The sequence below is a fragment of the Rhodopseudomonas palustris genome, assembly GCF_003226555.1.
Taxonomy (GTDB): Bacteria; Pseudomonadota; Alphaproteobacteria; order Rhizobiales; family Xanthobacteraceae; genus Rhodopseudomonas; species Rhodopseudomonas palustris_I.
In genome coordinates this window covers 140652-165777 of record NZ_QKQS01000008.1, presented here as the reverse complement: position 1 = coordinate 165777, position 25126 = coordinate 140652, and the positions used below count along the sequence as shown (strand labels likewise).

Sequence of the window (25126 nt, the reverse complement as noted above, 5' to 3'; positions counted from 1 at the left end):
TTAAAGCCACTCCACCAACCGAATGCTCAAACTACTTCACCAATGCTGGCTACGATCAAACGTAAAATCATCCCGCTCTAGCGCAGCGTGATCGCGAAGGCGCGCAGCCGGGCCAACCGGCCGATCGACGACGAGGCGAGATTCTGCGCCAGATCCAATTCGGCCTGATCGGTGGCGCGGTCGGACTCGTCGAGATAGCGAGACGCCAGCTGTTCGGCGTAACGGATCACGCGCGCCGCGGGATCTCCAATCGGGTCGTCTTCCGGAATGCCGGGCAGCTCGGCCGTGGCGGCCGCGAGGTCGTCGATCGCTAGCCCTGCGGTTTGGATCAGCCCCTCGCGTTCTGCGGGCTGCAGCCCCTGCGCCCAGCGGATGATCTCCTTCAGCAGCAAACTTTCGAGCAACGCGGCCGATGACATGTCATCGAACGCTCGCCGCTCCGCGTCGACCTGTCCGCCGGCTTGTAATGCTCGCCAAGCGAGGCGGCGTTCGCGCCGCAGCAGATCGGCCTCCGCCAAAGCTTCCCGCGCCATCGTTTCGGAGGCGCCGCGGATCACCGGCCGCGTCGCGTGCGCCGCGACGTAGGTCCAGAATACGAAAGCGCGCTGTCGATGCCGCACGGCGATCGCCCACGCCTGGTAAGGAGTCGAAAGCGCCGACACCGCCAGATCAGCGAGTTCCTCAGCGGGAACCAGATCTTCGACCGGCCATGGAAGGGTGCGCGGACTTGGCGTCTTGCTGGTCGTAGCCAGACAACGTAGCCTGAGCTCGTCGATGCGATCCTGTTCGCGTTCGTGCAGCGTCTCGAGGACATCGCGAACCGGCCCCATCGCTTGCTCGCCGCGGTCGGCGAACGACGTCGCCAGCTCGTGGTAGCTGGTCGCGGCGCGTTCTGCCTGTGCCAGAGCGATGGCGTAAAGCTCTGCGAAGCCCGTTACCGCGTTGGTCGGCGGTGCTGTCAAGAGCGGAGTGTTACGCATGGTCGTCTCTGGTTGAGCAGTCTAGGCATTATGGGCCGAATTTGCGCTGGCGCAAATCGGTGTCTTCGTCGGCTGCTATCGAGAGCTGACCACGCGATCCAGAACAACGGCGTTCTGTCCACTACTTGGAACCGAGCCGTTGAGAAGATTGCACCCAATCCTTGCCCTGTTGTTGTTTGTGCTTGCTTTGGCGAGCAGCGTGACAGCTGTAAATGCCGCAAGCCATCTGGGCGACTATCTCAGCCGTGCGTCGCCCTCCGAACTCGTGCCGGGCGCGGACCGTTTCGGCCCGATGCAGGGCGATCCCGTGCTCGCACCGGCGTATCAAGGCGATCGATTACTGGGTTTCGCCTATCTGAATTCGGACTTTGTTAACGCCACCGGCTATTCCGGCAAGCCGATCCAGATGCTGATCGGCATCGATCCGAACGGCGTCATCACCGGTTTGAAGCTGGTCGATCACAAGGAGCCGATCGTTCTGGTCGGCATTCCGGAAGCCAAGATCCTCGCTGCCGTCAACAAGCTGATCGGCGCCGATATGGCACCGGTGGCGCGCGGCAAGGCAGCAGCGCCGCAGGTCGATATCGTCAGCGGCGCCACCGTCACCGTGCTGGTGATCGGCGACAGTATCGTACGCTCGGCGACCAAGCTGATTAAGACGGGGCGGATCGGCGGCGGGCAGGGCGCAGTGGCTCAGGCGCCGCCTGTGAATAAGACGGTCGACCTCACCAAGAGCGAAGTGCGCGACTGGGAGAATCTGGTCGGTGACGGTTCGGTGCGCCGACTGCTGCTGACCAATGCCGACGTCGATCAGGCGTTCGAGAAATCGGGCAATCGCGAAGCGGCGGCTCGTCCCGAGCCCGGCGAGCCGACCGACACCTTCATCGAGCTCTACGCCGCAGATGTCGCGGTGCCGACGATCGGACGCAGCCTGCTCGGCAACGACGGCTATCAGCGGCTGAAAGCGCGATTGCAGCCGGGACAGCAGGCGCTGGTGATCGCCGGCCGCGGGGCCTATTCGTTCAAGGGCTCAGGCTACGTGCGGGGCGGCATCTTCGATCGCATCGAGCTGATCCAGGACGGCAACAGCATCCGCTTCCGTGACCGCGAACACACGAGGCTCGGCGACCTCGCGGCGGAAGGCGCGCCGGAGTTTCCGGAGATCGGGCTGTTCCTGGTGCCGACCGAATTCGCGTTCGATCCGACCGAGCCGTGGTCGCTGCAGCTGCTGGTGCAGCGCGTGATCGGCGCGCGCGACAAAGCGTTCCTGACCTTCGATCTCGGCTACACTCTGCCGGACCGCTACATCAAGCGCGAGCAGCGCGCCGTCACGGTGAGCGACACGCCGGCGCCGTTAGCGATTCCGGCCGCTGCCCCCGCCGATGCCGCTGCCTCGTCGCCGGTTGCGGAGGTCGACTCCACGCAGGACGAGCCGCTGTGGATGCGGATCTGGCGCGGCGATCTGGTGCGGATCGGCATTCTTGCCGTCGCGCTGGTGACGCTGACACTGATCTTCTTCTTCCAGAACCAGTTGGTACGCAGGCCGACGGTCTACGTCTGGGTGCGCCGCGCGTATCTCACCTTCATCCTGGTCTGGCTCGGCTGGTACGCCAACGCGCAGCTCTCGGTCGTCAACGTCCTGACCTTCACCAACTCTCTGATCAGCGGCTTCAGCTGGGACTACTTCCTGTCGGCGCCGTTGATCTTTGTGTTGTGGGCGTCCGTGGCTGCGGCGCTGCTGTTCTGGGGGCGGGGGCCGTTCTGCGGTTGGCTGTGTCCCTTCGGGGCGTTGCAGGAGTTGCTCAACAACGTCGCAAAGGCGCTGAAAGTCCCGCAGTTCGAGGTGCCGTGGGGACTGCACGAGCGGCTGTGGCCGATCAAGTACATCGTCTTCCTCGGGCTGTTCGGGCTGTCGATCTACTCCACGGCCGCTGCCGAGCACTTCGCCGAGATCGAGCCGTTCAAGACCTCGATCATTCTCAAATTCGCGCGGGAATGGCCGTTCGTGGTGTATGCGGCGACGCTGCTCGCCATTGGTCTGTTCGTCGAGCGGTTCTTCTGCCGCTACCTGTGCCCACTTGGGGCGGCGCTGGCGATCCCGGGCCGTCTCCGGATGTTCGAGTGGCTGCGCCGCTGGCCGGAATGCGGCTCGCCGTGCCAGCGCTGCGCCAAGGAATGCCCGGTGCAGGCGATCCACCCCGAAGGGCACATCAACGTCAACGAGTGCATCTACTGCATGCACTGCCAGGAACTTTACTTCGACGACCATCGCTGCCCGCACATGATTCAGCTCCGGCTGAAGCGCGAGAAGCGCGAAGCGCTGTCGTCGACATCGATGCGCGGCGGCAAAGGCCCCGCGACCGTGATTCTCGCCGGGGGCAAACCGCTTGCCGCCCAGCCGGCGAGCACCTCTCAACCACCTCCAGCACAGTAAACCTCAAGGAGAGCACTATGGGCGACCAGGATCACGGACACGGCCTCAGCCGGCGAACGCTACTCGGAAGCAGTGCGGCGGCAGCCGGTGTCGGCATCGTCGGCGGCGCAACGCTCGGTACCGGGGGCACGCTGATCGCGACCGCAGAAGCGCAGACCAAGCCGAGCAGCCCGGCACGTCCCGCGATTCAGAAGGCGGAAGTCCACCCGGGCGAACTCGACGAATATTACGTGTTCTTCTCCAGCGGCCAGTCCGGCGAGCTGCGGATCATCGGCCTGCCGTCGATGCGCGAATTGATGCGGGTGCCGGTGTTCAATCGCTGCAGCGCCACCGGTTGGGGCCAGACCAACGAAAGCCTCAAGGTGCTCACCGAGGGGCTGCTGCCCGAGAGCCGCGAATTCCTGAAGAGCCGCGGCGGCACCTATGTCAACGGCGACCTTCACCATCCGCATCTGTCTTTCACCGACGGTACCTATGACGGCCGCTACGCCTTCATGAACGACAAGGCCAACACCCGCGTGGCCCGCGTCCGGCTCGACGTGATGAAGTGCGACAAGATCATCCAGTTGCCAAACCAGCACACCGTACACGGCCTGCGCGTCCAGAAATATCCGCGCACCGGCTACGTGTTCTGTAACGGCGAGGACCGGGTGCCGGTGCCGAACGACGGTCACAACCTGACCAAGACCAAGGATTATCGCGCGGTCTTCACCGCGATCGACGGCGACACCATGAAAGTGGCCTGGCAGGTGATGGTCGACGGCAATCTCGACAACGTCGACGCCGACTATCAGGGCAAATACGCGTTCGCGACCTGCTACAACTCCGAAGGAGGTGTCACCGCCGCCGAAATGACCGCCGCCGATCAGGACTGGGTGGTGATCTTCAACCTGAAGCGGATCGAAGAGGCGGTGAAGAAGGGCGACTTCAAGGAGATTGGGGGTGTACCGGTGCTCGACGGCAGCAAGGGCTCGCCCTATACCCGCTACGTGCCGGTGCCGAACGGCCCGCACGGCATGAACACCGCGCCGGACGGCATCCACATCGTCGCCAACGGCAAGCTGTCGCCGACCGCGACGGTGATGGACGTGCGGCTTTTCGATCAATTGTTCGACGACAAGATCAAGCCGCGCGACGTGGTGGTCGCCGAGCCGGAGCTCGGTCTCGGCCCGCTGCACACCGCCTATGACGGCAAGGGCAACGGCTACACCACGCTGTTCATCGACAGCCAGATCTGCAAATGGAACATCGATCTGGCCAGGCGTGCCTACAAGGGCGAGAAGGTCAATCCGATCCTCGACAAGCTCGACGTTCACTACCAGCCGGGCCACAACCACTCGTCGATGGGCCAGACCAAGGAAGCCGACGGAAAGTGGCTGATCTCGCTGAACAAGTTCTCCAAGGACCGGTTCCTCAATGTCGGCCCGCTGAAGCCCGAGAACGATCAGCTGATCGACATTTCCGGCGACAAGATGAAGCTGGTGCACGACGGCCCGAGCTTTGCCGAGCCGCACGACGCCACCATCGTGCATCGCTCCAAGATCAATCCGATCTCGGTCTGGGACCGGGCCGATCCGATGTTCGCCGATGCGGTGAAGCAGGCGCAAGCCGACGGCGTCAAGCTGGAGGAAGATTCCAAGGTGATCCGCGACGGTGACAAGGTCCGGGTCTACATGGTGTCGACCGCGCCGAACTACGGCCTCACCGAGTTCGACGTGAAGCAGGGCGATCACGTCACTGTCTATGTCACCAACATCGACACGGTCGAGGACCTTACCCACGGCTTCTCGATCGTCAACTACGGCATCCAGATGGAAGTCGCACCGCATGCCACGGCGTCGGTGTCCTTCACCGCTGATCGTCCCGGTGTGTACTGGTACTACTGCTCCTGGTTCTGTCACGCCATGCACATGGAAATGAAGGGCCGGATGCTGGTCGAGCCGAAGAGCGTCTGAGCATGGCGATGGCGGTGCGATCGGCGATCGTGGTCGTGGCAGCGCTCATCAGCGTTGCCGCATCCGGCGCGGCTTCGGCCGCGCGGATCGAGGTCGTGCCGTCGTCGGACCTGCAGGCGGTGCTGGACGGCGCCAGCGACGGCGACACCGTCGCGCTGGCGCCGGGAGACTATCGCGGGCCAATCCGGATCGAGCGCAAGCTCGCGCTGGTCGGCCAGCCCGGCGCTGCCGTGCTCGGGCATGGGCAGGGCAGCGTCATCACCGTGGTGTCTCCAGACGTCACGGTGCGCGGCCTGTCGGTGCGCGGCTCCGGCCGCGACCCGCAGGCGATGGATTCGGGGATCTTTCTGACCCAAACGGCCGAGCGGGCGCTGATCGAAGGCAACCGCCTCGAAGACAATCTGTTCGGCATCAACGTTCACGGCGCTCGCGGGTCGCGGGTCGCCCACAACACCATCGACGGCCTGCGCGGCATTCGCCTCAACGATGCCGGCAACGGCGTGCGGGTGTGGAATGCGCCGGATGTCGTGGTCGACGGCAACTCGATCCGCTACGGCCGCGACGGTATCTTCTCGGTGACCAGCAGCAAGGACCGCTTCATCAACAACCGCTTCGAGAAGGTGCGGTTCGCGGTGCACTACATGTACACCAACGACAGCGAGATCAGCGGCAACGTCTCGATCGGCAATCATGGCGGCTACGCCATCATGTACTCGAACCGGCTGACGATCCTCGGCAACGTCTCCGAGCGCGACCGCGACTTCGGGCTGCTGTTCAACTACGCGAACTTCGCCAGGATCGAGCGCAATCGTGTCGTCGGCGGGCCGCTGTCCGGGATCAGTACCGATTTCGGAGGCGCGGACGCGGACAAGGGCATGATGGCGGTGGAGCGCGGCGCCGCCGATGCCCAGTTCGGTCCGACCAAATGCGTATTCATCTACAACGCCAACAAGAACCGGTTTCGCGACAACTGGTTCGAAGGCTGCGAGATCGGCGTGCACTTCACCGCCGGTTCGGAAGGCAACGAGATCGTGGGCAATGCGTTCATCGGCAATCGCAATCAGGTGAAATATGTCGGCACCCGCGACCTGGACTGGTCCAAGGACGGCCGCGGCAATTATTGGAGCGACAACCCAGCCTTCGACCTCGACAACGACGGCATTGCCGACGCCGCCTATCGGCCGAACGATCTGGTCGACCGCGTGCTGTGGACCGCGCCGGCCGCCAAGGTGCTGATCAACAGCCCGGCTGTGCAGGTGCTGCGCTGGGCGCAAAGCCAGTTTCCCGCGCTGTATCCGGGCGGCGTGGTCGATACCCGCCCGCTGATCGCGCCGCCGGCGCGGCCGATGCCGGGAGTGGCGCCATGACCGCGACCGTCGCCATCGATCATGTCGAGAAGCGCTACCGCGCGGTGAGGGCGCTGCACGACGTGTCGTTTACCCTTGAGCCTGGGCGGCTCAGCGCACTGGTCGGCCACAACGGTGCCGGCAAGACGACGCTGATCAAGCTGATGCTCGGCCTGATCCGCCCCGACAACGGATCAATCCGCGTGCTCGGCGAGAACCCGGCAGCCGGCGAGTTTGTCGGCCGTCGCAGTCTCGGCTTTCTGCCGGAGAACGTCGCCTTCAACGCCGCGCTGACCGGGCGCGAGACGCTGGCGTTCTATGCGCGGCTGAAGGGGAGCGACGCCAAGCAAGGCGCTGCGCTGCTGGAGCGGGTCGGCCTCGGCGAAGCGTCGCGGCGGCTGGTCGGCACTTACTCCAAAGGGATGCGACAGCGGCTCGGGCTGGCGCAGGCGTTGCTCGGCCCGCCGCGCGTGTTGCTGCTCGACGAGCCGACTACCGGTCTCGATCCGGCGCTGCGGCTGACGTTCTACGAAATTCTTGACGAGTTGCGGCGCGATGGCGCCACCGTGCTGATCTCCTCGCATGCGCTCGACGAACTCGAAGGCCGCGCCGAGCAAGTGCTGATCATGAATCGCGGCATCCTGGTCGCCGATGGCACGCTCGCCGAGCTGCGCGCGCTGGCGGGCTTGCCGATCCGGATCACGCTGAAGCTCGCGGATCCGATCGCGCGGCCTGAATGGCTGCCGAACGATGCTGTCATCGCGGATGACCGCTGCGACATCGGCGTGGTCGATCACGCCGGCAAGATGCGGTTGCTGCGGCAGGCGGCTGGCGATCCGGTCGTCACCGACATCGGCGTCGCGGAGCCGACGCTCGATGAACTGTACGCCCATTTCCTCCGGCAGCAGGAGCGGGCGGCATGAAGGCCATTGGTGTCATCGCCCTGAAGGAAATTCAGGAAGGCCTGCGCAATCGCTGGGTGTTCGCGGCGACGCTGCTACTCGCCGGATTGTCGTTGTCGCTGACGCTGCTCGGCAGCGCCCCGACCGGTCATGTCGGCGCCGCGGCGCTCGACGTGGTGATCGTCAGCCTGTCGAGCCTGACGATTTTTCTGCTGCCGCTGATCGCGCTGTTGATCTCGCACGACGCCATCGTCGGCGAGATGGAACGCGGCACGATGATCTTGCTGCTGAGCTATCCGATCGCGCGCACCCACGTCATTCTCGGCAAGTTTCTCGGCCATGTCACCATCCTGAGCTTCGCGACGCTGGTCGGTTACGGTGTCTCGGCGCTGGCGCTGGTGATCGGCGGCACGCCGGTGTCGCCGCAGAGTTGGGCGTCGTTTGCCGCGATGCTCGGGACTTCGGTGCTGCTCGGCGCGGTGTTCGTTGCGCTCGGCTATGCAGCCTCGAGCCTGGTACGGCAGCGCGGCACCGCAGCCGGCATTGCGGTCGGGATCTGGCTGTTGCTGGTGCTGGTGTTCGACATGGCGCTGCTCGGCGTGCTGGTGGTCGATCAGGGCCGGCTGATCTCGGCAGGCGCGCTCAACGTGCTGCTGTTCTTCAATCCGACCGATCTGTACCGGCTGAGCAATCTGACCGGCACCAATGTCAGCCAGTTCGCCGGCATGGCGGGGCTTGCCGGCGCGGTTCAACCCAGTTTCGGCGGCCTGCTGGCCGGGATGGCGGCGTGGATTGCGCTGCCGCTCGGCCTTGCCATTGTCGTGTTCGCCCGGAGGGAGCTATGAGGATTTCAGGTCATATCGTCGTGCTCGCGGCCGCGCTGCTGCTCGCCGGCTGCAACGACAAGTCGGGCTCCGCCGTGATGCCGCCGCCGGTGGCGCTGAATGCCGATGCGATGGGCGTGTTCTGCGGCATGAACCTCGTCGAGCATCCGGGTCCCAAGGGACAGATTCTCACTGCAAGCCGGATCGACCCGTACTGGTTCTCCTCGGCGCGGGATGCCGTTGCGTTTACGCTGATGCCGGATCAGCCGCGCGACATCCGCGCGATCTACGTCTCCGACATGGGCAGGGCGCCGAACTGGGATCAGCCCGGCGAGACCAACTGGGTCGATGCCAAGAAGGCGTTCTTTGTGATCGAGAGCCGCAAGCGCGGTGGAATGGGCGCGGCCGAGACGGTGCCGTTCGGCGAGCGTGCGGCCGCCGACGCGTTCGTCGCGGCGAATGGCGGGCGCGTGGTGACGTTCGACGCGATCCCCGGCACCTACGTGCTTGGCAGCGACGCCCCGTCGGCGAGCGATCATCACGGGACACCCGAAACGCGGATGAATTAGCGAGGACCGCCATGTCGCAGTCAGCACTCACCCGGCGGCGTTTCGTCACCATCGCGGCCAGCGCGTTCGGCGTCGCGATGCTGGGGCGCGCGATGCCCTCACGTGCGAGCGAGCCGGTCCGCTGGCGGGGCTCCGCGCTCGGCGCCCAGGTCTCGATCGAGATCCATCATCCTGATCGTGCCGCGGCGGCGAAGCTGGTTGAGGCGAGCGTGCGCGAGGTGCGCCGGCTCGAGCAACTGTTCAGCCTGTATCGCCCGGCCTCGGCGATCTGCACGCTGAACCGGTCCGGCGTGCTGATCGCGCCGGATCGGGACATGGTGATGCTGCTGCAGACGACACTGCGTCTGGCCGAGCAGAGCGGCGGCGCGTTCGATCCCACGGTGCAGCCGCTGTGGGAGCTGTATCGACGTCACTTCGAGCAGGCAGCGGCCGATCCGGCCGGACCCCGCAAGGCGGACGTCGCAAGCGCGCTGGCCAAGGTCGGTTACCACGACGTGCTGGTGTCAGCCGACCGCATCGCGCTGAAACGTCCCGGCGCCGCGATCACGCTGAATGGCATCGCCCAAGGCTTCGTCACCGACCGCGTGGCCGATCTGCTGCGCAACGGCGGGATGACCACCACGCTGGTCGACATCGGCGAGATCCGGGCGATCGGTGCAAGACCGGATGGAGCACCTTGGCGCGTCGGCCTGGCCGATCCGGAGAAGGCCGACGTCGAGCTTAGCACCGTTGAGCTGGTGGACCGCGCGGTCGCAACCTCGTCGAGTGCAGGCTTCCGGTTCGATCCGGCGGGGCGGTTCACGCATCTGTTCGATCCATCGAGCGGACATAGTCCGTCGCTGTATCGCTCGGTCAGCGTGGTCGCACCAACCGCGACGGAGGCCGATGCGCTGTCGACCGCCTGCAGCGTGCTCGACCGCAGCCGCATCGCCGATATCGTTCGTGCGCGGGCGGGCGTCGAGGTGTTACTGGCGGGTGCAGAGGGGAGCGTCGACTGGTTGCGTGCCTAAGGAAGCGCGTACTGCTCTGACGCTGCGGTGATGTCGTGATGCTGGATTGGCCGACCATCTTTCGTATCATCCATGTGCTCGGCGTGGTGCATTGGATCGGCGGACTGCTGTTCGTCACCTTTGTGATCCTGCCGAGCCTCCTCGACATGGACGCGACGAAGCGGCTGCCGTTGTTCGATGCGCTGGAGCGGCGCTTTGCCGCCCAGGCTCGGATCTCGACGCTGCTGGTCGGGATCTCCGGCTTTTACATGCTGTACGCCTATGACCGCTGGGCAGAGCTCGCTGATCCGCACTATTGGTGGCTCGGCGCGATGCTTGGGCTGTGGGCGATCTTCATCGTGATGCTGTTTATCGCCGAGCCGCTGTTTCTGCACGCGTGGTTCGACGCGCGGGCGCGCCGCGATCCGGACCGCGCGTTCCGGGTGGCGCTCCGCGGCCATCGGGTGTTGAGCACGGTTTCGCTGATCACCGTTCTCGGTGCGGTTGGCGGTGCACACGGGCTGTTCTGAACGCCATTCGCGATTCAGCTTGCGACAGAACAACGATGGCCGAGGCCGCTCGGTTAGCGTCGGCTGAGCCATGGAGTGAGCCGCGATGAGCCGCAGCAACGACCAAGCCGACCGTGGGCGCCGCTGGTATGTCGGCGACCGGCTGCACCTCGACGTCCGCGGCCTGCCTTGTCCCGAACCGCTGGTAGCCGTGCTGCGCCTGATCGATGGCGGCGACGCCTGTGGCGGCCTGACGGCGTTGGTCAGCCAGGAGCCGCTGCTGCTGTATCCCGAATTGGATGCGCGAGGCTGGTCGTATCGGCTGGTGACGCCGGTCGGCGACATGCTGCTGCGGGACGGCGAGGTGGTGCTCGAGATTCAGCGAGGCCGGGCATGATCGGCGCCAGCGGATTTCTCGGCACGGCCAAGAGCCGGCTGCTGCCACCTTCGGTGCCATTCCGGTTCTTCGTCGCCGCGACGGTGTGCCACGTGCTGCTGTGGGGCGCCGTTCTGTTCGCGGCGAACGACTTCCCGCGGTTTCGTGGCGGCGCCGGACCGGCTTTGGCCGCAGTACATCTGTTGACGCTCGGGGTTCTGACATTCACCGCGGTCGGCGCTGCCGTGCAGCTTCTCCCGGTGGCAACGACTAAGCCGCTGGCGGCGGTGTGGCCGATCCGGTTGGCATCCTGGCTGCTGATCCCGGGCGCGCTGGTGCTGATCGCCGGCATGGCGGCCGCTGACGGCGCCTGGATGATTGCGGGCGCTGAAGCGTCGACGTTGGGGCTGTTGCTGTTCGCAGCGCTGCTCGCCGACAATCTCCGCCGCGCTGGCAGCATGCCGGTGGTGCGCGCCTATGGCTGGGCCGCGTTTGCATCGCTGATCGCGTTGGTCGCACTGGGGCTCGCGCTGTCGCTCGATGACCGGTTTGGATTTTTGATCGATCACGCAGCCGCGGCCCGCGCCCATATGATCCTCGGCGGCTTCGGCTTCATGGGGATGCTGGCGCTCGGGTTCAGCCATGTGCTGATCCCGATGTTCGCGCTGTCGAATGCGCCGGATCAGCGGACCGCGTGGTTTGGTTTCGGCGCCGCCGCTGCCGCAGTGGCGTTCGGCGCGATCGGGGCGCTCGCCGATGTCCTTGCGCTGCAGACCGCCGCCTGCATCGTCGGCGCGGTTGCGGTCGGCGTGCATCTCGGCCTGATGCGCGTTGCGCTCGCTGGCGGCATGCGCAAGCGTCTCGGCCTGTCGTTCGTGCTGATCCGCTTCTCCTGGGTGATGCTGGCGCTGACGCCGCTCGCCGCGCTTGCTGCGCTACAGGGCTGGGCTGGTCTCGGCGGACCGACGCTGTTCGGCCTAGTGGCGCTCGGCGGCTGGCTGATGACGTTCCTGCTCGGCGTGCTGCAGCGGATCGTGCCGTTCCTCGCCTCGATGCACGTCAGCCGCGCCAGCGGCGGGCCGCCGCTGCTGACCGACCTCGGTGTTGCCGCTCCACTCAAGGCGCACGCCGTCTGCCATTTGATCGCGATCGCCGCGTTGGCGCTGGCGATCGTGCTCGACATTCCGCAGCTCGCGGAAGGCGCCGCGTTGGTTGGCGCCGCCGGGGCGCTGGCCTTCGCTGCTTACATCGGCAGCGTGCTGCCGTCGCTGACCTCCGGCCGCACCCGCAACTGATGATCCAAGGAGCCCGCCATGTTCGCCAACCGCATCAGCCACACCCTGCACGACGAACATCGCGCCACCATCGCGCTGATGGAGCGGCTGGAGGCGGCGATCTCGCGTCGGCAGCCGATCAGCATCGCCGATTCCGCCGGCGCGCTGCTGCTCGCCGATCTCGCGGCCGCGATCGAAGCCGACACGCTGCGGCATTTCGATTTCGAGGAGACCCAGCTGTTCACGATGTTCGACTCGGTCGGCGATCAACTGATCGGCGATCATCTGACCGAGGAGCACAGCTTCATGCGGCCGCTCGGCGACAAGCTGATCGCACTGGCACGCGCCGCGCAGGCTGGCGGCTTCGATGCCGAGAGCTGGCGCGAGTTCAGCCGCGCCGGCGCCGAGCTGGTGCAGCGCATGGTGGTGCATGTCCAGAAGGAAGAGATGGCGTTGCTGCCGCTGCTCGATCAGACCCTCGACGACGCCACCGAAGCCCGGCTGTACGACGCCTACGTCCGCGCCAGCCAGCGGGCGGAAGCGACATAACCGGATCGTCCGCTGCGCCTCGCTAAGTCGACCAGATCCAGATCCAGCAGGTGGTGCCATCTGATCCGCAACGCCATCGAAACGATGGCGGGTGCGCCACCCATAATTGACCCTCGGCCTGCAAGGACGGCGTAGTCTCGATTCCCACTATCCCGGCGTGGGGGCATTCATCGCCGCGGCTGATCCGGCGGGTCATACGTGGGAGCGTCATTATCGGGCGGCTCACCGAGGAAGCTGGGCTGCTCGTCATAGCCCCGACGGCTGCTGTAGAACACCAGCACCATCAGTCCGATTCCGATCACCAGAGAAAGCGCGATGCCGATCGCCATGGCGACGTAGCCTTGGGCCGGGATCTCGACGTCGCCGATCACCAGCCCCTGATAGGCGAAGAACCCGGCAAGGCCGAGCAGGACCAGCAATGCCAGCACCATCACCCAGACGCCGATCGACGTCCGCTTGAGCGGTGGCTTCGTCCCGGGAGAGATCGGATCCATGATGATCGTCTCCGTTGTCTCGCACCAGCTGCAACGGCCGGCCTCGTCACGAACCGGTGCGGCGATCTCAGATGAACGGCTTGCCGCCGGTTACCGCGACCGTCGTGCCGGACGTGTAGCTCGACAGCGGATCGGCGAGCATCACATAAGCGGTGGCGAGCTCGGCCGGCTGGCCGGCGCGTCCGAACGGAACCTGCTTGCCGAAGTTCTTCACCGAGTCCTCCGGCATCGTCGACGGAATCAGCGGCGTCCAGATCGGACCGGGGGCGACCGCGTTGGCGCGGATGCCCTTGCTCGCGAGCATCTGCGCCAGGCCGCCGGTGAAGTTCTGGATTGCGCCCTTGGTGGTCGCATAGGCCAGCAGGATCGGGTTCGGCATGTCGGAATTAACCGATGCGGTGTTGATAATCGCGCTGCCGGGCTTCATGTGCGGCACCGCCGCCTTGGTCAGGTAGAACATCGCGTGGATGTTGATCGCGAAGGTGATCTGCCATTCCTCGTCGCTGATTTCGCCGATGTCCTGGAAAGTGGCCTGGTGGGCGGCGTTGTTGACCAGGATGTCGATTGCGCCGAACTCCTCGACGGCGCGCGCCACGACGTTGCGGCAGTGGTCCGGTCGGCTCAGATCGCCGGGCAGCAGAACCGCTTTGCGGCCTTCGGCTTCGACCACAGCCTTGACCTGCTGCGCGTCTTCGTCCTCGTTCAGATAGGCGATCAGCAGATCGGCGCCCTCGCGGGCATAGGCGATCGCGACCGCGCGTCCGATGCCGCTGTCGCCGCCGGTGATGATTGCGACCTTTCCGGTCAGCTTGCCCGAGCCTTTGTAGCTGCGCTCGCCGTGATCGGGACGGGGCGTCATCGGGTCCGTCTCGCCCGGCATCGGTTGGCGCTGACTCGGATACGGCGGCTCCGGATAATTCTCGGTCATCGGTATCTCCCAATCGTTCAGCGCTAACCAACAGAGAGGCGGGCTGTTCCGTCGACAGAGCAGTCCGTCAGGCGTCGAAAAGCGCGGCGATCACCGCCTCGGGATCGATCGGCTTTCCGCAGCGCACGACATGGTCGAATCGGGCAGGGATGACGTGGTGATCGTAGCCGGTCGTGAACACGAAGCGTATGCCGCGCGCGGTCAGTTCGTCCGCCAGCGGAAACACGATCGTGCCGTGCAGGTTGACGTCGAGCACCGCGGCATCGAGGCGATCGGCGGCGGACACCGCCGCGAGCGCATCCTCGATGCGGGAGAATGGACCGACCACCTCCGCGCCGCGCTCTTGGAACAGGCGCACCATGTCGTCGGCAATGAAGTACTCGTCCTCGACCAGGAGGATACGCCGTCCGGACATTGCCGTGTTGCGGCGGATCATAGCGGCTGTTTCCTTCGGTCGAGAGGCCGGCCGATCGTGCGGTTGCCTTCAGGACGGGGCCTTCGATGCGCCGCTCGGAAATGTTTTTTCGCGGCTCGGAGAGCGCGTAGCGTGTCGAGGCAATCGATCACCGGTCCAGAACGGCGGGAGCGTCGACGAACGCGAAGACGTTCGCTGCTTTCATGCACACAGCACGAGCGAACCGCTTCACAGCGCCGACGTTGCTGCTGAGCACCGGCGCTGCGGTCTTGAGGGACGGCCGGCTGTTCGGGCGTGATTCACCGGCGGACCTCACGTGATCCCAGCCACGCGATCATCCCCAGGGCGGCCTGTGTGGACCTGACACGTCGCTCCCAATTCTCCTGAGCCTCGCGGTGGCCACTCTTCTCGGCCTCCTCCTTCCACCGGTCGGAGAACTCCGAAAGCCGCTGCTCGAGCGACAGATGCTGCTTGGTTCGGTTTCGACGTTTCTTCACACTGATCCCTTTCGGCCGTTGGAATCAGGTTAGTTGCGATCGACCCTGGGTGCTTTCACCTATGCTTAATCGCACCGCCGACGAGGGAGAAAAAAGCCGCCGCAAAAGCCGCGATTGTGAAGACTACTTGACATCCGACCTGGCGCCGAATTCCCGGTCGATCCGTTCCGACAGCGGGATTCTAATCGTGCAGCGAAGCCCGTCGGTTTCGAACAAGAGATCGGTTCTGGCCCGGAGTTCGTATTCGAGCGTGCGCGTCAGCACCTCGGTACCGAAGCCGCGGTGGGACGGTTCGCTGAGCGGCGTCGTGTCGGTCTCCTTCCACACCAAGGTGAGAGTGGGCGCTGCGTCGTCGCCGTCCACTCTCCAGCGGACGCCGATCGTCCCGCCATTGCCGAGCGCGCCATGCTCCACCGCGTTGACGGCGAGTTCGTGCAAGGCAAGTGCCAGCACCTGTCCGGCGCGCGGCTGGAGCTGCAGAACCGGCCCCTCGATCGTAGTGTGCTCGCCATCGCGTGCTTGATAGTGCAGCAACTCGTCGGACAGCAGTTTGTGCAGATCGATCGCCCCTAGTTCGTCGGCGACGGCTTGAGCGCGCATCAAGGCATCGAGCCGATCCTCGAGGTGACCGACATAGGCGTCGAGGTCCCGCTGCGTTCCTGCCGACTTGCGGATGATGGTCCGCAGAATCGCCATGGTGCTGCGCATCCGGTGGCGCAACTCGCCGGGCGCGTCGCGCTGGTCGAGCAGCCGTCGTAGCCGGCGGTTGTCAGCCTCGAGCTCGGCGATCCGGGCAGGGGTAGCGTCGATCGGCATTCCAGTCCTCACCGCGAGGTCCGACCAACGTCCGAAACGTCGGAAGAGTTGAGCAGTGAAAGCGCCCCGAACGGATGAAGATATCCGTCGTCGAAGAACGACAATTCGCGCAGTCCATCGAGGTCACGGATCGACAACCGGCGGTCGCGCAAGGAAATCATGCCCGACCGTCTCAACTCTTGCAGCGAGCGGTTGATGTGGACCATCGAAAGACCGAGCAGATCTCCCAGGTCTGCCTGAGTCACGGGCATATCATAGGACGCCTCGTCATCGTCGACGAGACCGATCATGGTCAGCCGCAGGTGCAGTTCGCAGAACAAATGACCGAGCCGCTCGGTGGCGGTGCGCCGCCCGAGACTCACCAGATGCTCGCGGTCGATAGCGGAAGCGACCAGCAGATCCCACCACAGCGCCTCATCGATCCGCGGACTGGCGTCGGCGGCGGCGCGGATGGCTTCCGGGCGAACTTGCGCGATCACCACCGGGGTCAGAGCCGCGATTGCATGATCCATGAAGCGGGGAAGGATGCCGAAGGGCTCACACAGGTCGCCGGGAAGAAAGAGAGAGACGATCTGACGGCGGCCGTTCTCCAGCGTGATGTAGCGGCAGGCCCAGCCGTCGACGACCAGGGGCAGGTAGCGCGGCGCCTCGCCGAAAGGGACAACGTCCTCACGCGCGCCGATCAGGCGGGTCGACTCGACAAGGCGGCCGAGGATGTCCTCGTTATCCTTGGTCAGTCGTGCGCCATGACGGAGCTTACGCAGGAATGGATGAACCATCGGACGCCTCTACAATGGACCCATCATGTCGGCGAGAGGACCACCGCTGTAAGCCGGAGCGCTCGGTTCCATCTGCCTCGTGGTGGAGTATTTCGCAGCATCTCGACCCATGCATAGACGTCGCCGCACCAAGCGCGCGACCGGCAACGTTGCTGGCAACACAGCTGCTGCGCGAAGGTTCCATGGGGTATGCCGGAACCGGCCATGCCCATACTCAAATACCGACTGGTGCAATGCCGTTCGTTTCATTTTACCTAAGTTAGCGACACAGCTCGCCGAAGGGCTATCCTGGGAAGTGAGAGACCATGGGGCGCATCGCCTGCCGGGCGAGCATTGCTGAGTTATCGATGATCGAAGACGATTTCGACAGCCGAACCGTCGCGAACATGACAGTGGCGCTGGAAAAGGTGTGCGGAGGGCTGCGCGACGGCCAGCATCATGTAGTCCGGGCGCGGGTGGCGGAAGCTATTCTGGCCTGCGCCCGGGATGGACGACGATCGCTGGGCGATCTGGAGGAGGCCGGGCGCCGGGCGGTGCGCCTGGACTCGACGGGCGCTTAGCGGCAGCCGAATCTCGGCAGCAGGCATCAGGCGGCCAAAGGCACCAGCGCGACGGTCTGGCGGTCGCCGAGTCGGATCGTCCGCCCGACCATGCACGGATTCCATCGATTGAGTTTCGGGATGAACCGGCGGTGGACGCGATCGAACCGCCCCCACCGCCGCGTGGCCGCTATTCCGCGGTAATCGCCTTGCCGTCGATCTGCTGGCTCTGTGCGCCGGACAATGGACGGGCAGGGCCGAGCACCGGCTCTTCGCCGAGCGGCTCGAAATGTCCGGCGTAGAATTCGCCGCGCCCGTCGATCGAGGGCCCGCTTGAGAATCGTCCTTCCGGCGGCGGAGTGCCGTCGCGCGAGGTGCCCATCATGAAATAGCTGAAGCGCTGATGCTCCTCGCGCTGATCGAAGCTGTTCGGAATCGGCAGCGCCGCTGTGCCGCCGAGTTCCTCGATCACCGCCAGCCATTGCTGCTGGTGCATGGTGTCGCGCGCGATCATGAAGTGCAGCATGTCGCGCATTCCGGGGTCGGAGGTCGAGTTGAACAGCCGCACTGCCAGCGTTCGGCCGGTCGCCTCCGCGGCGACGTTGCAATACATGTCTGCGGCGATATTGCCACTGGCATAGATGTGCGAGCAGTCGAACGGCACGCCGTCCGAATTGGCCGGGAAGGCAGCGAGTCCGGTCGACAGCAGATGGCGCTGCATCATGCTCTCCAGCACCTGGCGGGTGCTCTCGCCGCCCATCACGGCGCCGACCACCTTGTCCGCTGCGCCTTCTTCCTGTGCGCTCAGCGGTGCGTCTTCGAGATTGAGCGCGACCGCGGTCGCCAGCATCTCGACATGACCCATCTCTTCGGTGGCGGTGTTGAGAAGCAGGTCGCGATATTTGTTGTTGGGCGCGCGCGCACCCCAGGCCTGGAAGAAGTACTGCAGACAGACCCGGATCTCGCCTTCGATGCCGCCAATCGCCTGCTGAAGCTGTCGGGCGAAAAGAGGATCTGGCTTCTCGACACGGACAGGATATTGCAGCCGCTTGTCATGGTAGTACATCGAGTGTTTCCTTTCGAACTCTGGCGTTGGGAAGATGCGGCCCGGAGCCGCACCCACCGCTCCGCAAACCGAACGCCCGGACCATCGTTCCTAATCTTGTCGGCTGCGGTGTGTGGCTTCGGACCCATGCGCATGTGTCGGCCTGTGCCCGCACGGCCACGCGGATCCGGATCGCGCCAGGAACGATCGCGATGTTCGGTGCTTAAGCTAGCCATGAACGACGACAAGCCCGACGCGAAGCGAACCGGAAACGAACCCGCTCCCATCCTGCTGCTGGCGGTGGCGCTGGTTCCCCTGATCGGCATTGTCGCGTGGTTGCTGGGTCTGTTCGGCTGAACCTCAGGTCCGACGCAGCGAAACCACCGGCGTCGTAACCATCGCCTGCAGCCGCAACGCGTCGGCTGGCGCAGCGCTCTTCTGATCGTTGTCGAAATAGACGTAGACGTCCGCGCCGGCGCGCTTCCATGCCTTCGCCCGCGCGGCCCAGTGCTGCAATGTCGCGATCGGATAATGTCCCTTGTAGCGGCCGCCGGGGCCGTGGCCGCGGATATAGACGAAGTCCGCCGTCCGGCGCCACGGCGCCGGGGCATCGTGATGATCCGAAAAACACAACGCCGCGTTGGCGTCGCGCAGCAGGCGGAGAACCTGCGGCGTGTACCAGCTCGAATGGCGAAATTCGAACACGTAGCGCCGCTGCGGTGACAGCATCTGCAGGAAGTCTCCGAGGCGCTGGATGTCGGCCTGAAATTGCGGCGGCAATTGAAACAGGATCGGACCGGCCTTGCGCTTCAGCAGCGCCAAACGGTCTTCCATCAGTGCGAGGCTGTTCGCAGAGTTGCCCGACAGCCGTTTCCAATGCGTGATGAACTTCGACGCTTTCCAGGCGAAGACAAAGTCCTTGCCGGTCTGATCGTGCCAAGACTGCACGGCGGCCGGTGTGGGCGTGCGATAGAACACGCCGTTGAGTTCGGTGGTTGTGAGCTGGCTCGCGTAATATTGCAACTGATGCTTGATCGGGAAGCCGTCCGGAAAGAACGGCCCCCGCCACGACTGATAATGCCACCCCGACGTGCCGATCAAGATCCGCGGCATATGGCGATGCTCTCCGTTCTGCTGGGTTCAAGATTGTGCCCGGTTCAAGCGCGCGGCTACCGGGCGAGTTCCGAGCGCCGGACAGGAACGGGCGCTCGGGACGGTGGTTGATCGGCCATCATGGAGTATGCCGTCATCGAACAGTCTTCCGTCCAGGCCGGCACCGAGCCGGGCATGGCCCCGTCGAACTGCGCCCTCTCATGACTGGGCAGCTCTTGGTCGAGCCGATCGAGGCCGCCGTTCACCTCTGTGTCGACATGCAGCGGATTTTCGCCCGCGGCGGCGTCTGGGAGACGCCTTGGATGGAACGTGTAGTTCCCGTGGTGGCCGATGTGGCAGCACGCTACGCTCCCTCGACGATCTTTACCCGCTTCATCACGCCGGAGCATCCGGAACAGCGACCTGGCCGTTGGCAGCACTACTACCGGCGCTGGGAGGCCGCGTTACGCCCCAATCTGGCGCCGGAACAGCTCGATCTGATTCCGGAGCTGCAACGGCTCGTGCCTCCGGCTCAGGTGATCGACAAGCCGCTGTACTCCGCCTTCAAATGCTCAAATCTGGCATCGTTGCTCGGGGAGCGTGACGTCGGCACAGTGGTGATCACCGGTGCCGAAACCGACGTCTGCGTGCTCGCCACGGTGCTCGATGCGGTCGAGCTCGGCTTTCGCGTCGTGCTAGTCGAGGACGCGCTGTGTAGTTCGTCCGACCCAGGCCATGACGCGCTGATGACGATGTACCGCACGCGTTACGGTCAGCAGATCGATCTGTTCGACCGCGACATGTTGTTCGATCTGTGGGCGCCTTGATAGCTCTAATCCGCGAGGAACCTGCCGCTGCCGATGACGTTGAAGGCGGGATCGTTTCAACTGGAGACTGAAGAATGGCCCAGGACGCACGTGAGATTTTTGTCACCGGTCTTCGCAACGCGCATGCGATGGAGACACAGGCGCGCGAGATGATGGAGCGGCAATCCGAACGGCTCGACGACTATCCGGAAGTCAAGGCGCGGGTGCAGCAGCACCTGCGGGAAACCGAAGGCCAGCTCAAGCGGCTCGACGAGTGTCTGTCCGCCTGCGGCGAAAGCGCCTCGATGCTCAAGGACACCACGCAGTCTTTCATGGGCAATATGGCGGCGCTGGCTCACACCGTGATGCCCGACGAGATCCTGAAGAACACCTTCGCCAACAACGCCTTCGAGCACTTCGAAATCGCCGCCTACAAGTCGCTGCTGTCGATCGCCGACATTGCTGGCTTCGCCTCGGCCAAGCCGCTGCTGCAGGCCTCGCTGAAGGAGGAGGAGGCCATGGCGGCGTGGATCGACCAGAATATCGACAGCGTGACGCGTTCCTACGTTCAGTCGCAGGCGGCCTGATCTCCGCACCTGTGAAGGATTGGATATTGTGGCCGGGCCTCAAGCCCGGCCATTTGGGTCGGAGCCTGCCGCGTCGGAGCCTGCTGACCATCGCAGGGGCGCGATCCCTGCAAAAGCGATGATGGCCAGGCAAACCCGGCCATCGTCGAATAGTTGGAGATTGAATAGTTGGAGGTCGGATCGCGTGATGGTCAGTTCGGCTTCATGACCACCTTGACGCAGCCGTCCTTCTTGTCGCGGAAGGTCTTGTAGAGTTCGGGACCTTCTTCCAGCGTCGCGCGGTGGGTGATGACGAAGGAGGGGTCGATCTCGCCCTTTTGGATGCGGCCGAGCAGTTGCGGCAGATAGTGCTGCACCGGAGTCTGCGCCATCCGCATCGTCAGGCCGCGGTTGATCGCCGAGCCCATCGGGATCTTGTCGAGTAGCCCACCATAGACGCCGACGATCGACACCGTGCCGAAGTTCCTGCAGCAGTGGATCGCCTGGCGCAACACGTGCGGCCGGTCGGTGCCCATGAAGGTCGCCATCTTCACGCGATCGACCATCGAGTCGAAGCTCGCGGTCGCCGCCGCTTCGGTTCCGACCGCGTCGATGCAGGCATCGGCACCGCGGCCGTTGGTGAGATCCTGGATCTTGTCGTAGACGTCGTCGTCCATGAAGTTGATGACGATCGCACCGGATTGCCGCGCCATCTCCATGCGCTCGGGCACCGTGTCGATCGCGATTACGCGTTCGGCGCCGAGCAGGAACGCGCTCTTGATCGCCATCTGGCCGACGGGACCGCAGCCCCACACCGCAACGGTTTCACCGCCCTTGAGATTGCAGAAATCCGCCGCCATGAACCCGGTGGGGAAGATGTCGGACAGGAACAGCACCTGTTCGTCGGTCAGGCCGTCCGGCACCTTGATCGGTCCGACGTCTGCGTACGGCACGCGTAGATATTCGGCCTGTCCGCCCGCATATCCGCCCAGCATGTGCGAGTAGCCGAACAGGCCTGCGGGTGAATGGCCCCACATCTTTTCGGCTGCCTTGGCATTCGGGTTCGAGCGCTCGCACCCCGAATAGAAGCCGCGCCGGCAGAAGAAGCACTCGCCGCAGGAGATGGTGAACGGAACCACGACGCGATCGCCGACCTTGAGCTTGCTGTTCTCCGCACCAACTTCGACGACCTCGCCCATGGTCTCGTGGCCGAGCACGTCGCCGCTTTGCATCGACGGCATGATCCCGTCCATCAGGTGCAGGTCCGAGCCGCAAATCGCGCAAGCGGTGACCTTGATGATGGCGTCGCGGCCGTGTTCGATCTTCGGATCCGGCACGCTCTCGCAGCGGATGTCGTTCTTGCCGTGCCAGGTCAGCGCTTTCATCTGCAGTTCCCTCGTCGTTGATGGCGAAGGGAAAAGCCGCAAGCGTTCGGATGTTCCTCGGCGCCGCCGGAACAGCCGCACGGTTAATAAGGTGAGAGCGGTCATCGAGATCAGGAACGGTATTCAGCACGGCTCGTTGTGATCGTTACTAACCAATAAGGAAACGACAGGAGCGGAGATGATGCGAAAAGTAACGACGGCATTGGCGGTGTTGGCGGCGCTCACCCTGGGTGCGAGCCAGGTCTTGGCCCAGGGCGCAGGCGGTGGCGGCGCGGGTGGCGGTGGTGCAGGAGCGGGCGGTGGTGGCGCAGGAGCCGCTGGCGGCGGCGGACCGTCGAACTCCGATCGCGGCGGCCAGGGTTCGGGCAGCGCCCGCGGCGCCACCAATGCGATGACGCCGAGTTCGGACGGACAATCGAACGCGACCACGCCGATGCGGAAGAACGGCACCGCGCCGATGCGGAAGTAAGCGAAACCGCGACGGGCAATCTTCGAGACGGACCAGCCGGGTGGCGCGCAATGCGTTGCCCGGCTATTCGCATGCAACCGCGGCAGTTAGTCGGAATGCCGCCTTGTCTCGGTCGGGGCGACGTGCTTAACCCCACATTCGTACCGGTGCCCCTGAACGAGGGGTGAAACGGGAATGCGGTGCGGGGCCGACGCCCCAATGCCGCAGCTGCCCTCGCAACTGTGGGCGGATCGGAGCGTCTTCGATGCCACTGGCCGAATCCGGCCGGGAAGGCGGACGCGACGGATATCCGCGAGCCAGGAGACCGACCGGTGCATCGTGTGCAACTCGTTCGGCGATGGGCCGGCGGAGGATGTCGTCTTGATCAGAACCCCAGCGCCGCATCGCGGCGCTCGTACTCCGGGCGCCTCTGCCGCCCGGCGTTTACCTCGCTTGCGCTGCGGTCAGTTGGCGCTGCTGATCGGCCTGTTCGGCCTGCTGTCCTCGCCGGTGTTCGCCGCATCGAAGCGGATCGCCTCGATCAACATGTGCACCGATCAGCTTCTGATCGCACTGGCCGATCCGGAGCAGATCGTCGGGCTCGGACCCTATGCACGCGACCCGCGGCTGTCGTGGCTGGCGCAGGAGGCCGAGCGGTTTCCGTCGCTGTCCGGCGAGGCGGAGGATCTGTTGATGCTGGCGCCCGACGTGGTGCTGGCCGGCCGCTACGGCAAGCGCGCCACCCGCGAACTGCTGCGCACGCAGAACATTCCAGTCGAGGAGTTCGACGTGCCGCGGATGATCGACGAGGTCAAAGCGCAGATCCGCCGGGCCGGCGACCTCGTCGGCCACCCGGAGCGATCGGACGCGATGATCGCTGCGATCGACAAGTCCGCGCTACGCGCGCGGCAGAGCGCGTCACATTGGCACGGCCGGGTGCTGGCGCTGTCGCGGCGCGGCTGGGTGACCGGCGGCGACAGCCTGCTCAGCTCACTGCTACAGACCGTCGGATTGTCGAACGCCGCCTCCGACCTCGGCCTCGCCTATGGTGGCTTCGCCTCGCTCGAAGCCATCGTCGCGTCGCGGCCGGATCTGTTGCTGCTGTCGGAGGAGCAGCCGCAGGCCGAGGATCAGGGCAAGGCGCTGCTGCTGCATCCGGCGATCCAGCAGGCGTATCCGTCGAGCCGCCGGATCGTCATTCCGGATCAACTCACAGTCTGTGGAGGCGCGATGCTGCCGGTGGCGCTCGATCGGCTGTCCGATGCGATCGAGCAGATCAGCCAGAGGCGAGGCGTTGCGGCGGCCACGCCGCGGCAGTGAGCTGCGTCGTCATCGCTGATCTCGCGGGCGATCAGCTCTCCTCCAGCGCCGCGCCATACAGGATCATGCAGGGGCCGGACGGCCGATCGGCGGTGAGGCGGGCGGCGATCTCGCTGACCGTGCCTCGCTGAACATTGGTCGCCTCCGAGCCGAGGCTTTCGACCATCACGGCCGGTGTCGCAGCGCTCAGGCCGCGGGCGATCAGTTGCGCCACGAGGGCCGGGAAGGTGGCCTTGCCCATGTAGACACAGGTCGTCGCCGTTGCATCGGCGAGCGCCGCGAGGTCGAGGTCGCGCGGCAGGCGGCCGTCGACATCATGGCCGGTGACGAACTGCACCCGGCGGGCGACGCCGCGTTTGGTCAGCGATGCGCCGATCGCGGCGGCGGCAGCGGTGGCGGTGGTGATGCCTGGGACGATCTCGACCGCGATGCCGGCCTCGCGCGCGGCGCGGAGCTCCTCGTCGGCGCGGGCGAACAGCGTCGGATCGCCAGCCTTCAGCCGCACCACATGCTTGCCGCGCAGCGCGTAGCTGATCGCGAGGCGGCTGACTTCGTCCTGGCGCGGCGAGGGATGGCCGGCGCGCTTGCCGACCGCGACCATCTCGGCGTTGGGATCGAGATACGCCATGAAGTCTTCGCCGGCGAGATCGTCGTACAGCACGACGTCGGCGGCCTGCAGCCGCTTGATCGCCCGCAGCGTCAACAGGTCGGCATCGCCCGGGCCGGCGCCGACCAGCGTGATGCGGCCGGGTGCAGCGGCGCTTTCGAAACAGTTGGACATCAGGCGATCGCCTCCTCGGCGACATCGATCAGATGGAAGAAGGTGCCGGTGACGTGGCCGCGGCGGCTGCCGGTCTCATCAGTGAGTTGGCCAGCGGGATCGCGGATTTCGGCGAGTGGCTCGTCCGCCACGGTGACGACGCGGGCGTAGTGATACTCGTGGCCGCGCAGCACGCTGCCCGCGGCATGGCCGGCGGCGGCTGACTGCAAGATCGCGCGGCGATAGCCGAGATGCAGCTTGCGGCTGGCGAAGTCGGTTTCGAGGCCGAGCAGTCCGGCCATCGCGTGGTGCGTGCCGTCGGCATCGATCAGGCCGGCACCGAGCGTCATGTAGCCGCCGCACTCGCCATGCACCGGGCGGGTTTTCGCAAACGCGCCGAGCGCCGCCTTGAATCGCGTCGCCGCCGCGAGCCGCCCGGCGTGCAGTTCGGGATAGCCGCCCGGTAGCCACGCGGCGTCGCAGGACCGATCTGGGCCTTCGTCGCTCAACGGCGAGAACGGCACGATCT

General features: G+C 65.3%; 27 protein-coding genes, 1 pseudogene and 1 riboswitch. Of the genes and pseudogenes, 17 read left to right on the top strand and 11 right to left on the bottom strand.

The window, feature by feature from the left end; genetic code table 11:
- Window positions 1-77: 77 nt before the first annotated feature.
- The gene (locus tag DNX69_RS06080) at window positions 78-980 is read right to left on the bottom strand and encodes a hypothetical protein (protein WP_110785112.1); all 903 of its coding nucleotides are present in this window, start codon (window positions 978-980) and stop codon (window positions 78-80) included.
- Between the two features lie 199 nt (window positions 981-1179).
- Here DNX69_RS06080 and DNX69_RS06075 point away from each other — a divergent pair, with 199 nt between their 5' ends.
- The 11 genes from DNX69_RS06075 (at window position 1180) to DNX69_RS06025 (ending at window position 12707) form a co-directional block, all read left to right on the top strand.
- A complete protein-coding gene (locus DNX69_RS06075) occupies window positions 1180-3414 on the top strand; it encodes a NosR/NirI family protein (protein ID WP_234826869.1) in 2235 nt (744 codons plus the stop codon).
- Window positions 3415-3431: 17 nt separating this feature from the next.
- Window positions 3432-5369 carry a TAT-dependent nitrous-oxide reductase gene (nosZ, locus tag DNX69_RS06070; RefSeq protein ID WP_110785111.1) on the top strand — a complete coding sequence of 646 codons (1938 nt, stop codon included), beginning with the start codon at window positions 3432-3434 and terminating at the stop codon, window positions 5367-5369.
- Between the two features lie 2 nt (window positions 5370-5371).
- The gene (locus DNX69_RS06065) at window positions 5372-6736 is read left to right on the top strand and encodes a nitrous oxide reductase family maturation protein NosD (RefSeq protein WP_110785110.1); all 1365 of its coding nucleotides are present in this window, start codon (window positions 5372-5374) and stop codon (window positions 6734-6736) included.
- A complete protein-coding gene (locus tag DNX69_RS06060; protein ID WP_110785109.1) occupies window positions 6733-7638 on the top strand; it encodes an ABC transporter ATP-binding protein in 906 nt (301 codons plus the stop codon). The genes DNX69_RS06065 and DNX69_RS06060 overlap by 4 nt, the downstream gene beginning before the upstream one ends.
- Window positions 7635-8462 carry an ABC transporter permease subunit gene (locus DNX69_RS06055; protein WP_110785108.1) on the top strand — a complete coding sequence of 276 codons (828 nt, stop codon included), beginning with the start codon at window positions 7635-7637 and terminating at the stop codon, window positions 8460-8462. Before DNX69_RS06060 ends, DNX69_RS06055 begins: the two co-directional genes overlap by 4 nt.
- Complete coding sequence (locus tag DNX69_RS06050; RefSeq protein ID WP_165825196.1) at window positions 8459-9010, top strand: nitrous oxide reductase accessory protein NosL; 552 nt, start codon at window positions 8459-8461, stop codon at window positions 9008-9010. Before DNX69_RS06055 ends, DNX69_RS06050 begins: the two co-directional genes overlap by 4 nt.
- A gap of 11 nt (window positions 9011-9021) precedes the next feature.
- Window positions 9022-10020, top strand: a complete 999-nt coding sequence (locus DNX69_RS06045; RefSeq protein WP_110785107.1) for an FAD:protein FMN transferase — start codon at window positions 9022-9024, stop codon at window positions 10018-10020.
- Window positions 10021-10058: 38 nt separating this feature from the next.
- The gene (locus tag DNX69_RS06040; RefSeq protein WP_110785106.1) at window positions 10059-10529 is read left to right on the top strand and encodes a hypothetical protein; all 471 of its coding nucleotides are present in this window, start codon (window positions 10059-10061) and stop codon (window positions 10527-10529) included.
- A gap of 85 nt (window positions 10530-10614) precedes the next feature.
- Window positions 10615-10905, top strand: coding sequence for a DUF2249 domain-containing protein (locus DNX69_RS06035; protein ID WP_110785105.1), 291 nt, complete (start codon window positions 10615-10617; stop codon window positions 10903-10905).
- Window positions 10902-12179 carry a hypothetical protein gene (locus DNX69_RS06030; protein ID WP_110785104.1) on the top strand — a complete coding sequence of 426 codons (1278 nt, stop codon included), beginning with the start codon at window positions 10902-10904 and terminating at the stop codon, window positions 12177-12179. The genes DNX69_RS06035 and DNX69_RS06030 overlap by 4 nt, the downstream gene beginning before the upstream one ends.
- Before the next feature lie 18 nt (window positions 12180-12197).
- Window positions 12198-12707, top strand: coding sequence for a hemerythrin domain-containing protein (locus DNX69_RS06025; RefSeq protein WP_110785103.1), 510 nt, complete (start codon window positions 12198-12200; stop codon window positions 12705-12707).
- Between the two features lie 167 nt (window positions 12708-12874).
- Here DNX69_RS06025 and DNX69_RS26560 read toward each other — a convergent pair whose 3' ends face one another.
- The 5 genes from DNX69_RS26560 to DNX69_RS05995 all read right to left on the bottom strand — a co-directional run bounded on the left by DNX69_RS26560 (window position 12875) and on the right by DNX69_RS05995 (window position 16636).
- On the bottom strand, window positions 12875-13201 hold the full coding sequence (locus DNX69_RS26560) for a hypothetical protein (RefSeq protein WP_234826868.1): 327 nt from the start codon (window positions 13199-13201) through the stop codon (window positions 12875-12877).
- 67 nt (window positions 13202-13268) lie between these two features.
- Window positions 13269-14129 carry an SDR family oxidoreductase gene (locus DNX69_RS06015; protein ID WP_110785102.1) on the bottom strand — a complete coding sequence of 287 codons (861 nt, stop codon included), beginning with the start codon at window positions 14127-14129 and terminating at the stop codon, window positions 13269-13271.
- Window positions 14130-14196: 67 nt separating this feature from the next.
- Window positions 14197-14565 carry a response regulator gene (locus DNX69_RS06010; protein ID WP_110785101.1) on the bottom strand — a complete coding sequence of 123 codons (369 nt, stop codon included), beginning with the start codon at window positions 14563-14565 and terminating at the stop codon, window positions 14197-14199.
- A 599-nt stretch (window positions 14566-15164) separates the two neighbouring features.
- Window positions 15165-15857 (bottom strand): HWE histidine kinase domain-containing protein, encoded by a 693-nt coding sequence (locus DNX69_RS06000; RefSeq protein WP_110785099.1) that lies wholly within the window; start codon window positions 15855-15857, stop codon window positions 15165-15167.
- Between the two features lie 8 nt (window positions 15858-15865).
- Entirely contained in the window at window positions 15866-16636 is a 771-nt protein-coding gene (locus DNX69_RS05995; RefSeq protein WP_110785098.1) for a Crp/Fnr family transcriptional regulator, read from the bottom strand.
- A 305-nt stretch (window positions 16637-16941) separates the two neighbouring features.
- On the opposite strand from DNX69_RS05995, the gene DNX69_RS05990 reads away from it, so the two are divergent.
- Window positions 16942-17196: a hypothetical protein gene (locus DNX69_RS05990; RefSeq protein WP_234826867.1), complete on the top strand. Its 255-nt coding sequence runs from the start codon at window positions 16942-16944 to the stop codon at window positions 17194-17196.
- A 169-nt stretch (window positions 17197-17365) separates the two neighbouring features.
- Here DNX69_RS05990 and DNX69_RS05985 read toward each other — a convergent pair whose 3' ends face one another.
- The gene (locus tag DNX69_RS05985; protein ID WP_110785096.1) at window positions 17366-18241 is read right to left on the bottom strand and encodes a manganese catalase family protein; all 876 of its coding nucleotides are present in this window, start codon (window positions 18239-18241) and stop codon (window positions 17366-17368) included.
- Between the two features lie 213 nt (window positions 18242-18454).
- Between DNX69_RS05985 and DNX69_RS26770 the strand changes: the two genes are divergently transcribed.
- The gene (locus DNX69_RS26770) at window positions 18455-18577 is read left to right on the top strand and encodes a hypothetical protein (protein WP_283809328.1); all 123 of its coding nucleotides are present in this window, start codon (window positions 18455-18457) and stop codon (window positions 18575-18577) included.
- A gap of 3 nt (window positions 18578-18580) precedes the next feature.
- On the opposite strand, the gene DNX69_RS05980 is transcribed toward DNX69_RS26770, so the two are convergent.
- On the bottom strand, window positions 18581-19333 hold the full coding sequence (locus tag DNX69_RS05980) for a DUF72 domain-containing protein (RefSeq protein ID WP_110785095.1): 753 nt from the start codon (window positions 19331-19333) through the stop codon (window positions 18581-18583).
- A 200-nt stretch (window positions 19334-19533) separates the two neighbouring features.
- Here DNX69_RS05980 and DNX69_RS05975 point away from each other — a divergent pair, with 200 nt between their 5' ends.
- Complete coding sequence (locus tag DNX69_RS05975; protein WP_110785094.1) at window positions 19534-20139, top strand: cysteine hydrolase family protein; 606 nt, start codon at window positions 19534-19536, stop codon at window positions 20137-20139.
- 74 nt (window positions 20140-20213) lie between these two features.
- Window positions 20214-20705 (top strand): ferritin-like domain-containing protein, encoded by a 492-nt coding sequence (locus tag DNX69_RS05970; RefSeq protein WP_110785093.1) that lies wholly within the window; start codon window positions 20214-20216, stop codon window positions 20703-20705.
- A 191-nt stretch (window positions 20706-20896) separates the two neighbouring features.
- Here the strand turns inward: DNX69_RS05970 and DNX69_RS05965 are convergent, their stop codons facing one another.
- Window positions 20897-22069 (bottom strand): zinc-dependent alcohol dehydrogenase, encoded by a 1173-nt coding sequence (locus DNX69_RS05965; protein ID WP_110785092.1) that lies wholly within the window; start codon window positions 22067-22069, stop codon window positions 20897-20899.
- A 178-nt stretch (window positions 22070-22247) separates the two neighbouring features.
- On the opposite strand from DNX69_RS05965, the gene DNX69_RS26260 reads away from it, so the two are divergent.
- Window positions 22248-22538, top strand: a complete 291-nt coding sequence (locus DNX69_RS26260) for a hypothetical protein (protein ID WP_165825195.1) — start codon at window positions 22248-22250, stop codon at window positions 22536-22538.
- A gap of 127 nt (window positions 22539-22665) precedes the next feature.
- A riboswitch (cobalamin riboswitch) is annotated at window positions 22666-22865 on the top strand.
- 33 nt (window positions 22866-22898) lie between these two features.
- Window positions 22899-23837 carry an ABC transporter substrate-binding protein gene (locus DNX69_RS05955; protein WP_110785127.1) on the top strand — a complete coding sequence of 313 codons (939 nt, stop codon included), beginning with the start codon at window positions 22899-22901 and terminating at the stop codon, window positions 23835-23837.
- A 31-nt stretch (window positions 23838-23868) separates the two neighbouring features.
- On the opposite strand, the gene cobA is transcribed toward DNX69_RS05955, so the two are convergent.
- Window positions 23869-24618, bottom strand: a complete 750-nt coding sequence (cobA, locus tag DNX69_RS05950; RefSeq protein WP_110785091.1) for a uroporphyrinogen-III C-methyltransferase — start codon at window positions 24616-24618, stop codon at window positions 23869-23871.
- Window positions 24618-25126: pseudogene (locus tag DNX69_RS26555) on the bottom strand (cobyrinate a,c-diamide synthase); the annotation flags it as partial. The gene cobA and the pseudogene DNX69_RS26555, both read right to left, overlap by 1 nt.

Coding starts and splice junctions, on each gene's coding strand:
- DNX69_RS06080 (WP_110785112.1), bottom strand. CDS start 980: ATGCGTAACACTCCGCTCTTGACAGCACCGCCGACCAACGCGGTAACG.
- nosZ (WP_110785111.1), top strand. CDS start 3,432: ATGGGCGACCAGGATCACGGACACGGCCTCAGCCGGCGAACGCTACTC.
- DNX69_RS06065 (WP_110785110.1), top strand. CDS start 5,372: ATGGCGATGGCGGTGCGATCGGCGATCGTGGTCGTGGCAGCGCTCATC.
- DNX69_RS06060 (WP_110785109.1), top strand. CDS start 6,733: ATGACCGCGACCGTCGCCATCGATCATGTCGAGAAGCGCTACCGCGCG.
- DNX69_RS06055 (WP_110785108.1), top strand. CDS start 7,635: ATGAAGGCCATTGGTGTCATCGCCCTGAAGGAAATTCAGGAAGGCCTG.
- DNX69_RS06050 (WP_165825196.1), top strand. CDS start 8,459: ATGAGGATTTCAGGTCATATCGTCGTGCTCGCGGCCGCGCTGCTGCTC.
- DNX69_RS06045 (WP_110785107.1), top strand. CDS start 9,022: ATGTCGCAGTCAGCACTCACCCGGCGGCGTTTCGTCACCATCGCGGCC.
- DNX69_RS06040 (WP_110785106.1), top strand. CDS start 10,059: ATGCTGGATTGGCCGACCATCTTTCGTATCATCCATGTGCTCGGCGTG.
- DNX69_RS06035 (WP_110785105.1), top strand. CDS start 10,615: ATGAGCCGCAGCAACGACCAAGCCGACCGTGGGCGCCGCTGGTATGTC.
- DNX69_RS06030 (WP_110785104.1), top strand. CDS start 10,902: ATGATCGGCGCCAGCGGATTTCTCGGCACGGCCAAGAGCCGGCTGCTG.
- DNX69_RS06025 (WP_110785103.1), top strand. CDS start 12,198: ATGTTCGCCAACCGCATCAGCCACACCCTGCACGACGAACATCGCGCC.
- DNX69_RS26560 (WP_234826868.1), bottom strand. CDS start 13,201: ATGGATCCGATCTCTCCCGGGACGAAGCCACCGCTCAAGCGGACGTCG.
- DNX69_RS06015 (WP_110785102.1), bottom strand. CDS start 14,129: ATGACCGAGAATTATCCGGAGCCGCCGTATCCGAGTCAGCGCCAACCG.
- DNX69_RS06010 (WP_110785101.1), bottom strand. CDS start 14,565: ATGATCCGCCGCAACACGGCAATGTCCGGACGGCGTATCCTCCTGGTC.
- DNX69_RS06000 (WP_110785099.1), bottom strand. CDS start 15,857: ATGCCGATCGACGCTACCCCTGCCCGGATCGCCGAGCTCGAGGCTGAC.
- DNX69_RS05995 (WP_110785098.1), bottom strand. CDS start 16,636: ATGGTTCATCCATTCCTGCGTAAGCTCCGTCATGGCGCACGACTGACC.
- DNX69_RS05990 (WP_234826867.1), top strand. CDS start 16,942: ATGGGGCGCATCGCCTGCCGGGCGAGCATTGCTGAGTTATCGATGATC.
- DNX69_RS05985 (WP_110785096.1), bottom strand. CDS start 18,241: ATGTACTACCATGACAAGCGGCTGCAATATCCTGTCCGTGTCGAGAAG.
- DNX69_RS26770 (WP_283809328.1), top strand. CDS start 18,455: ATGAACGACGACAAGCCCGACGCGAAGCGAACCGGAAACGAACCCGCT.
- DNX69_RS05980 (WP_110785095.1), bottom strand. CDS start 19,333: ATGCCGCGGATCTTGATCGGCACGTCGGGGTGGCATTATCAGTCGTGG.
- DNX69_RS05975 (WP_110785094.1), top strand. CDS start 19,534: ATGACTGGGCAGCTCTTGGTCGAGCCGATCGAGGCCGCCGTTCACCTC.
- DNX69_RS05970 (WP_110785093.1), top strand. CDS start 20,214: ATGGCCCAGGACGCACGTGAGATTTTTGTCACCGGTCTTCGCAACGCG.
- DNX69_RS05965 (WP_110785092.1), bottom strand. CDS start 22,069: ATGAAAGCGCTGACCTGGCACGGCAAGAACGACATCCGCTGCGAGAGC.
- DNX69_RS26260 (WP_165825195.1), top strand. CDS start 22,248: ATGATGCGAAAAGTAACGACGGCATTGGCGGTGTTGGCGGCGCTCACC.
- cobA (WP_110785091.1), bottom strand. CDS start 24,618: ATGTCCAACTGTTTCGAAAGCGCCGCTGCACCCGGCCGCATCACGCTG.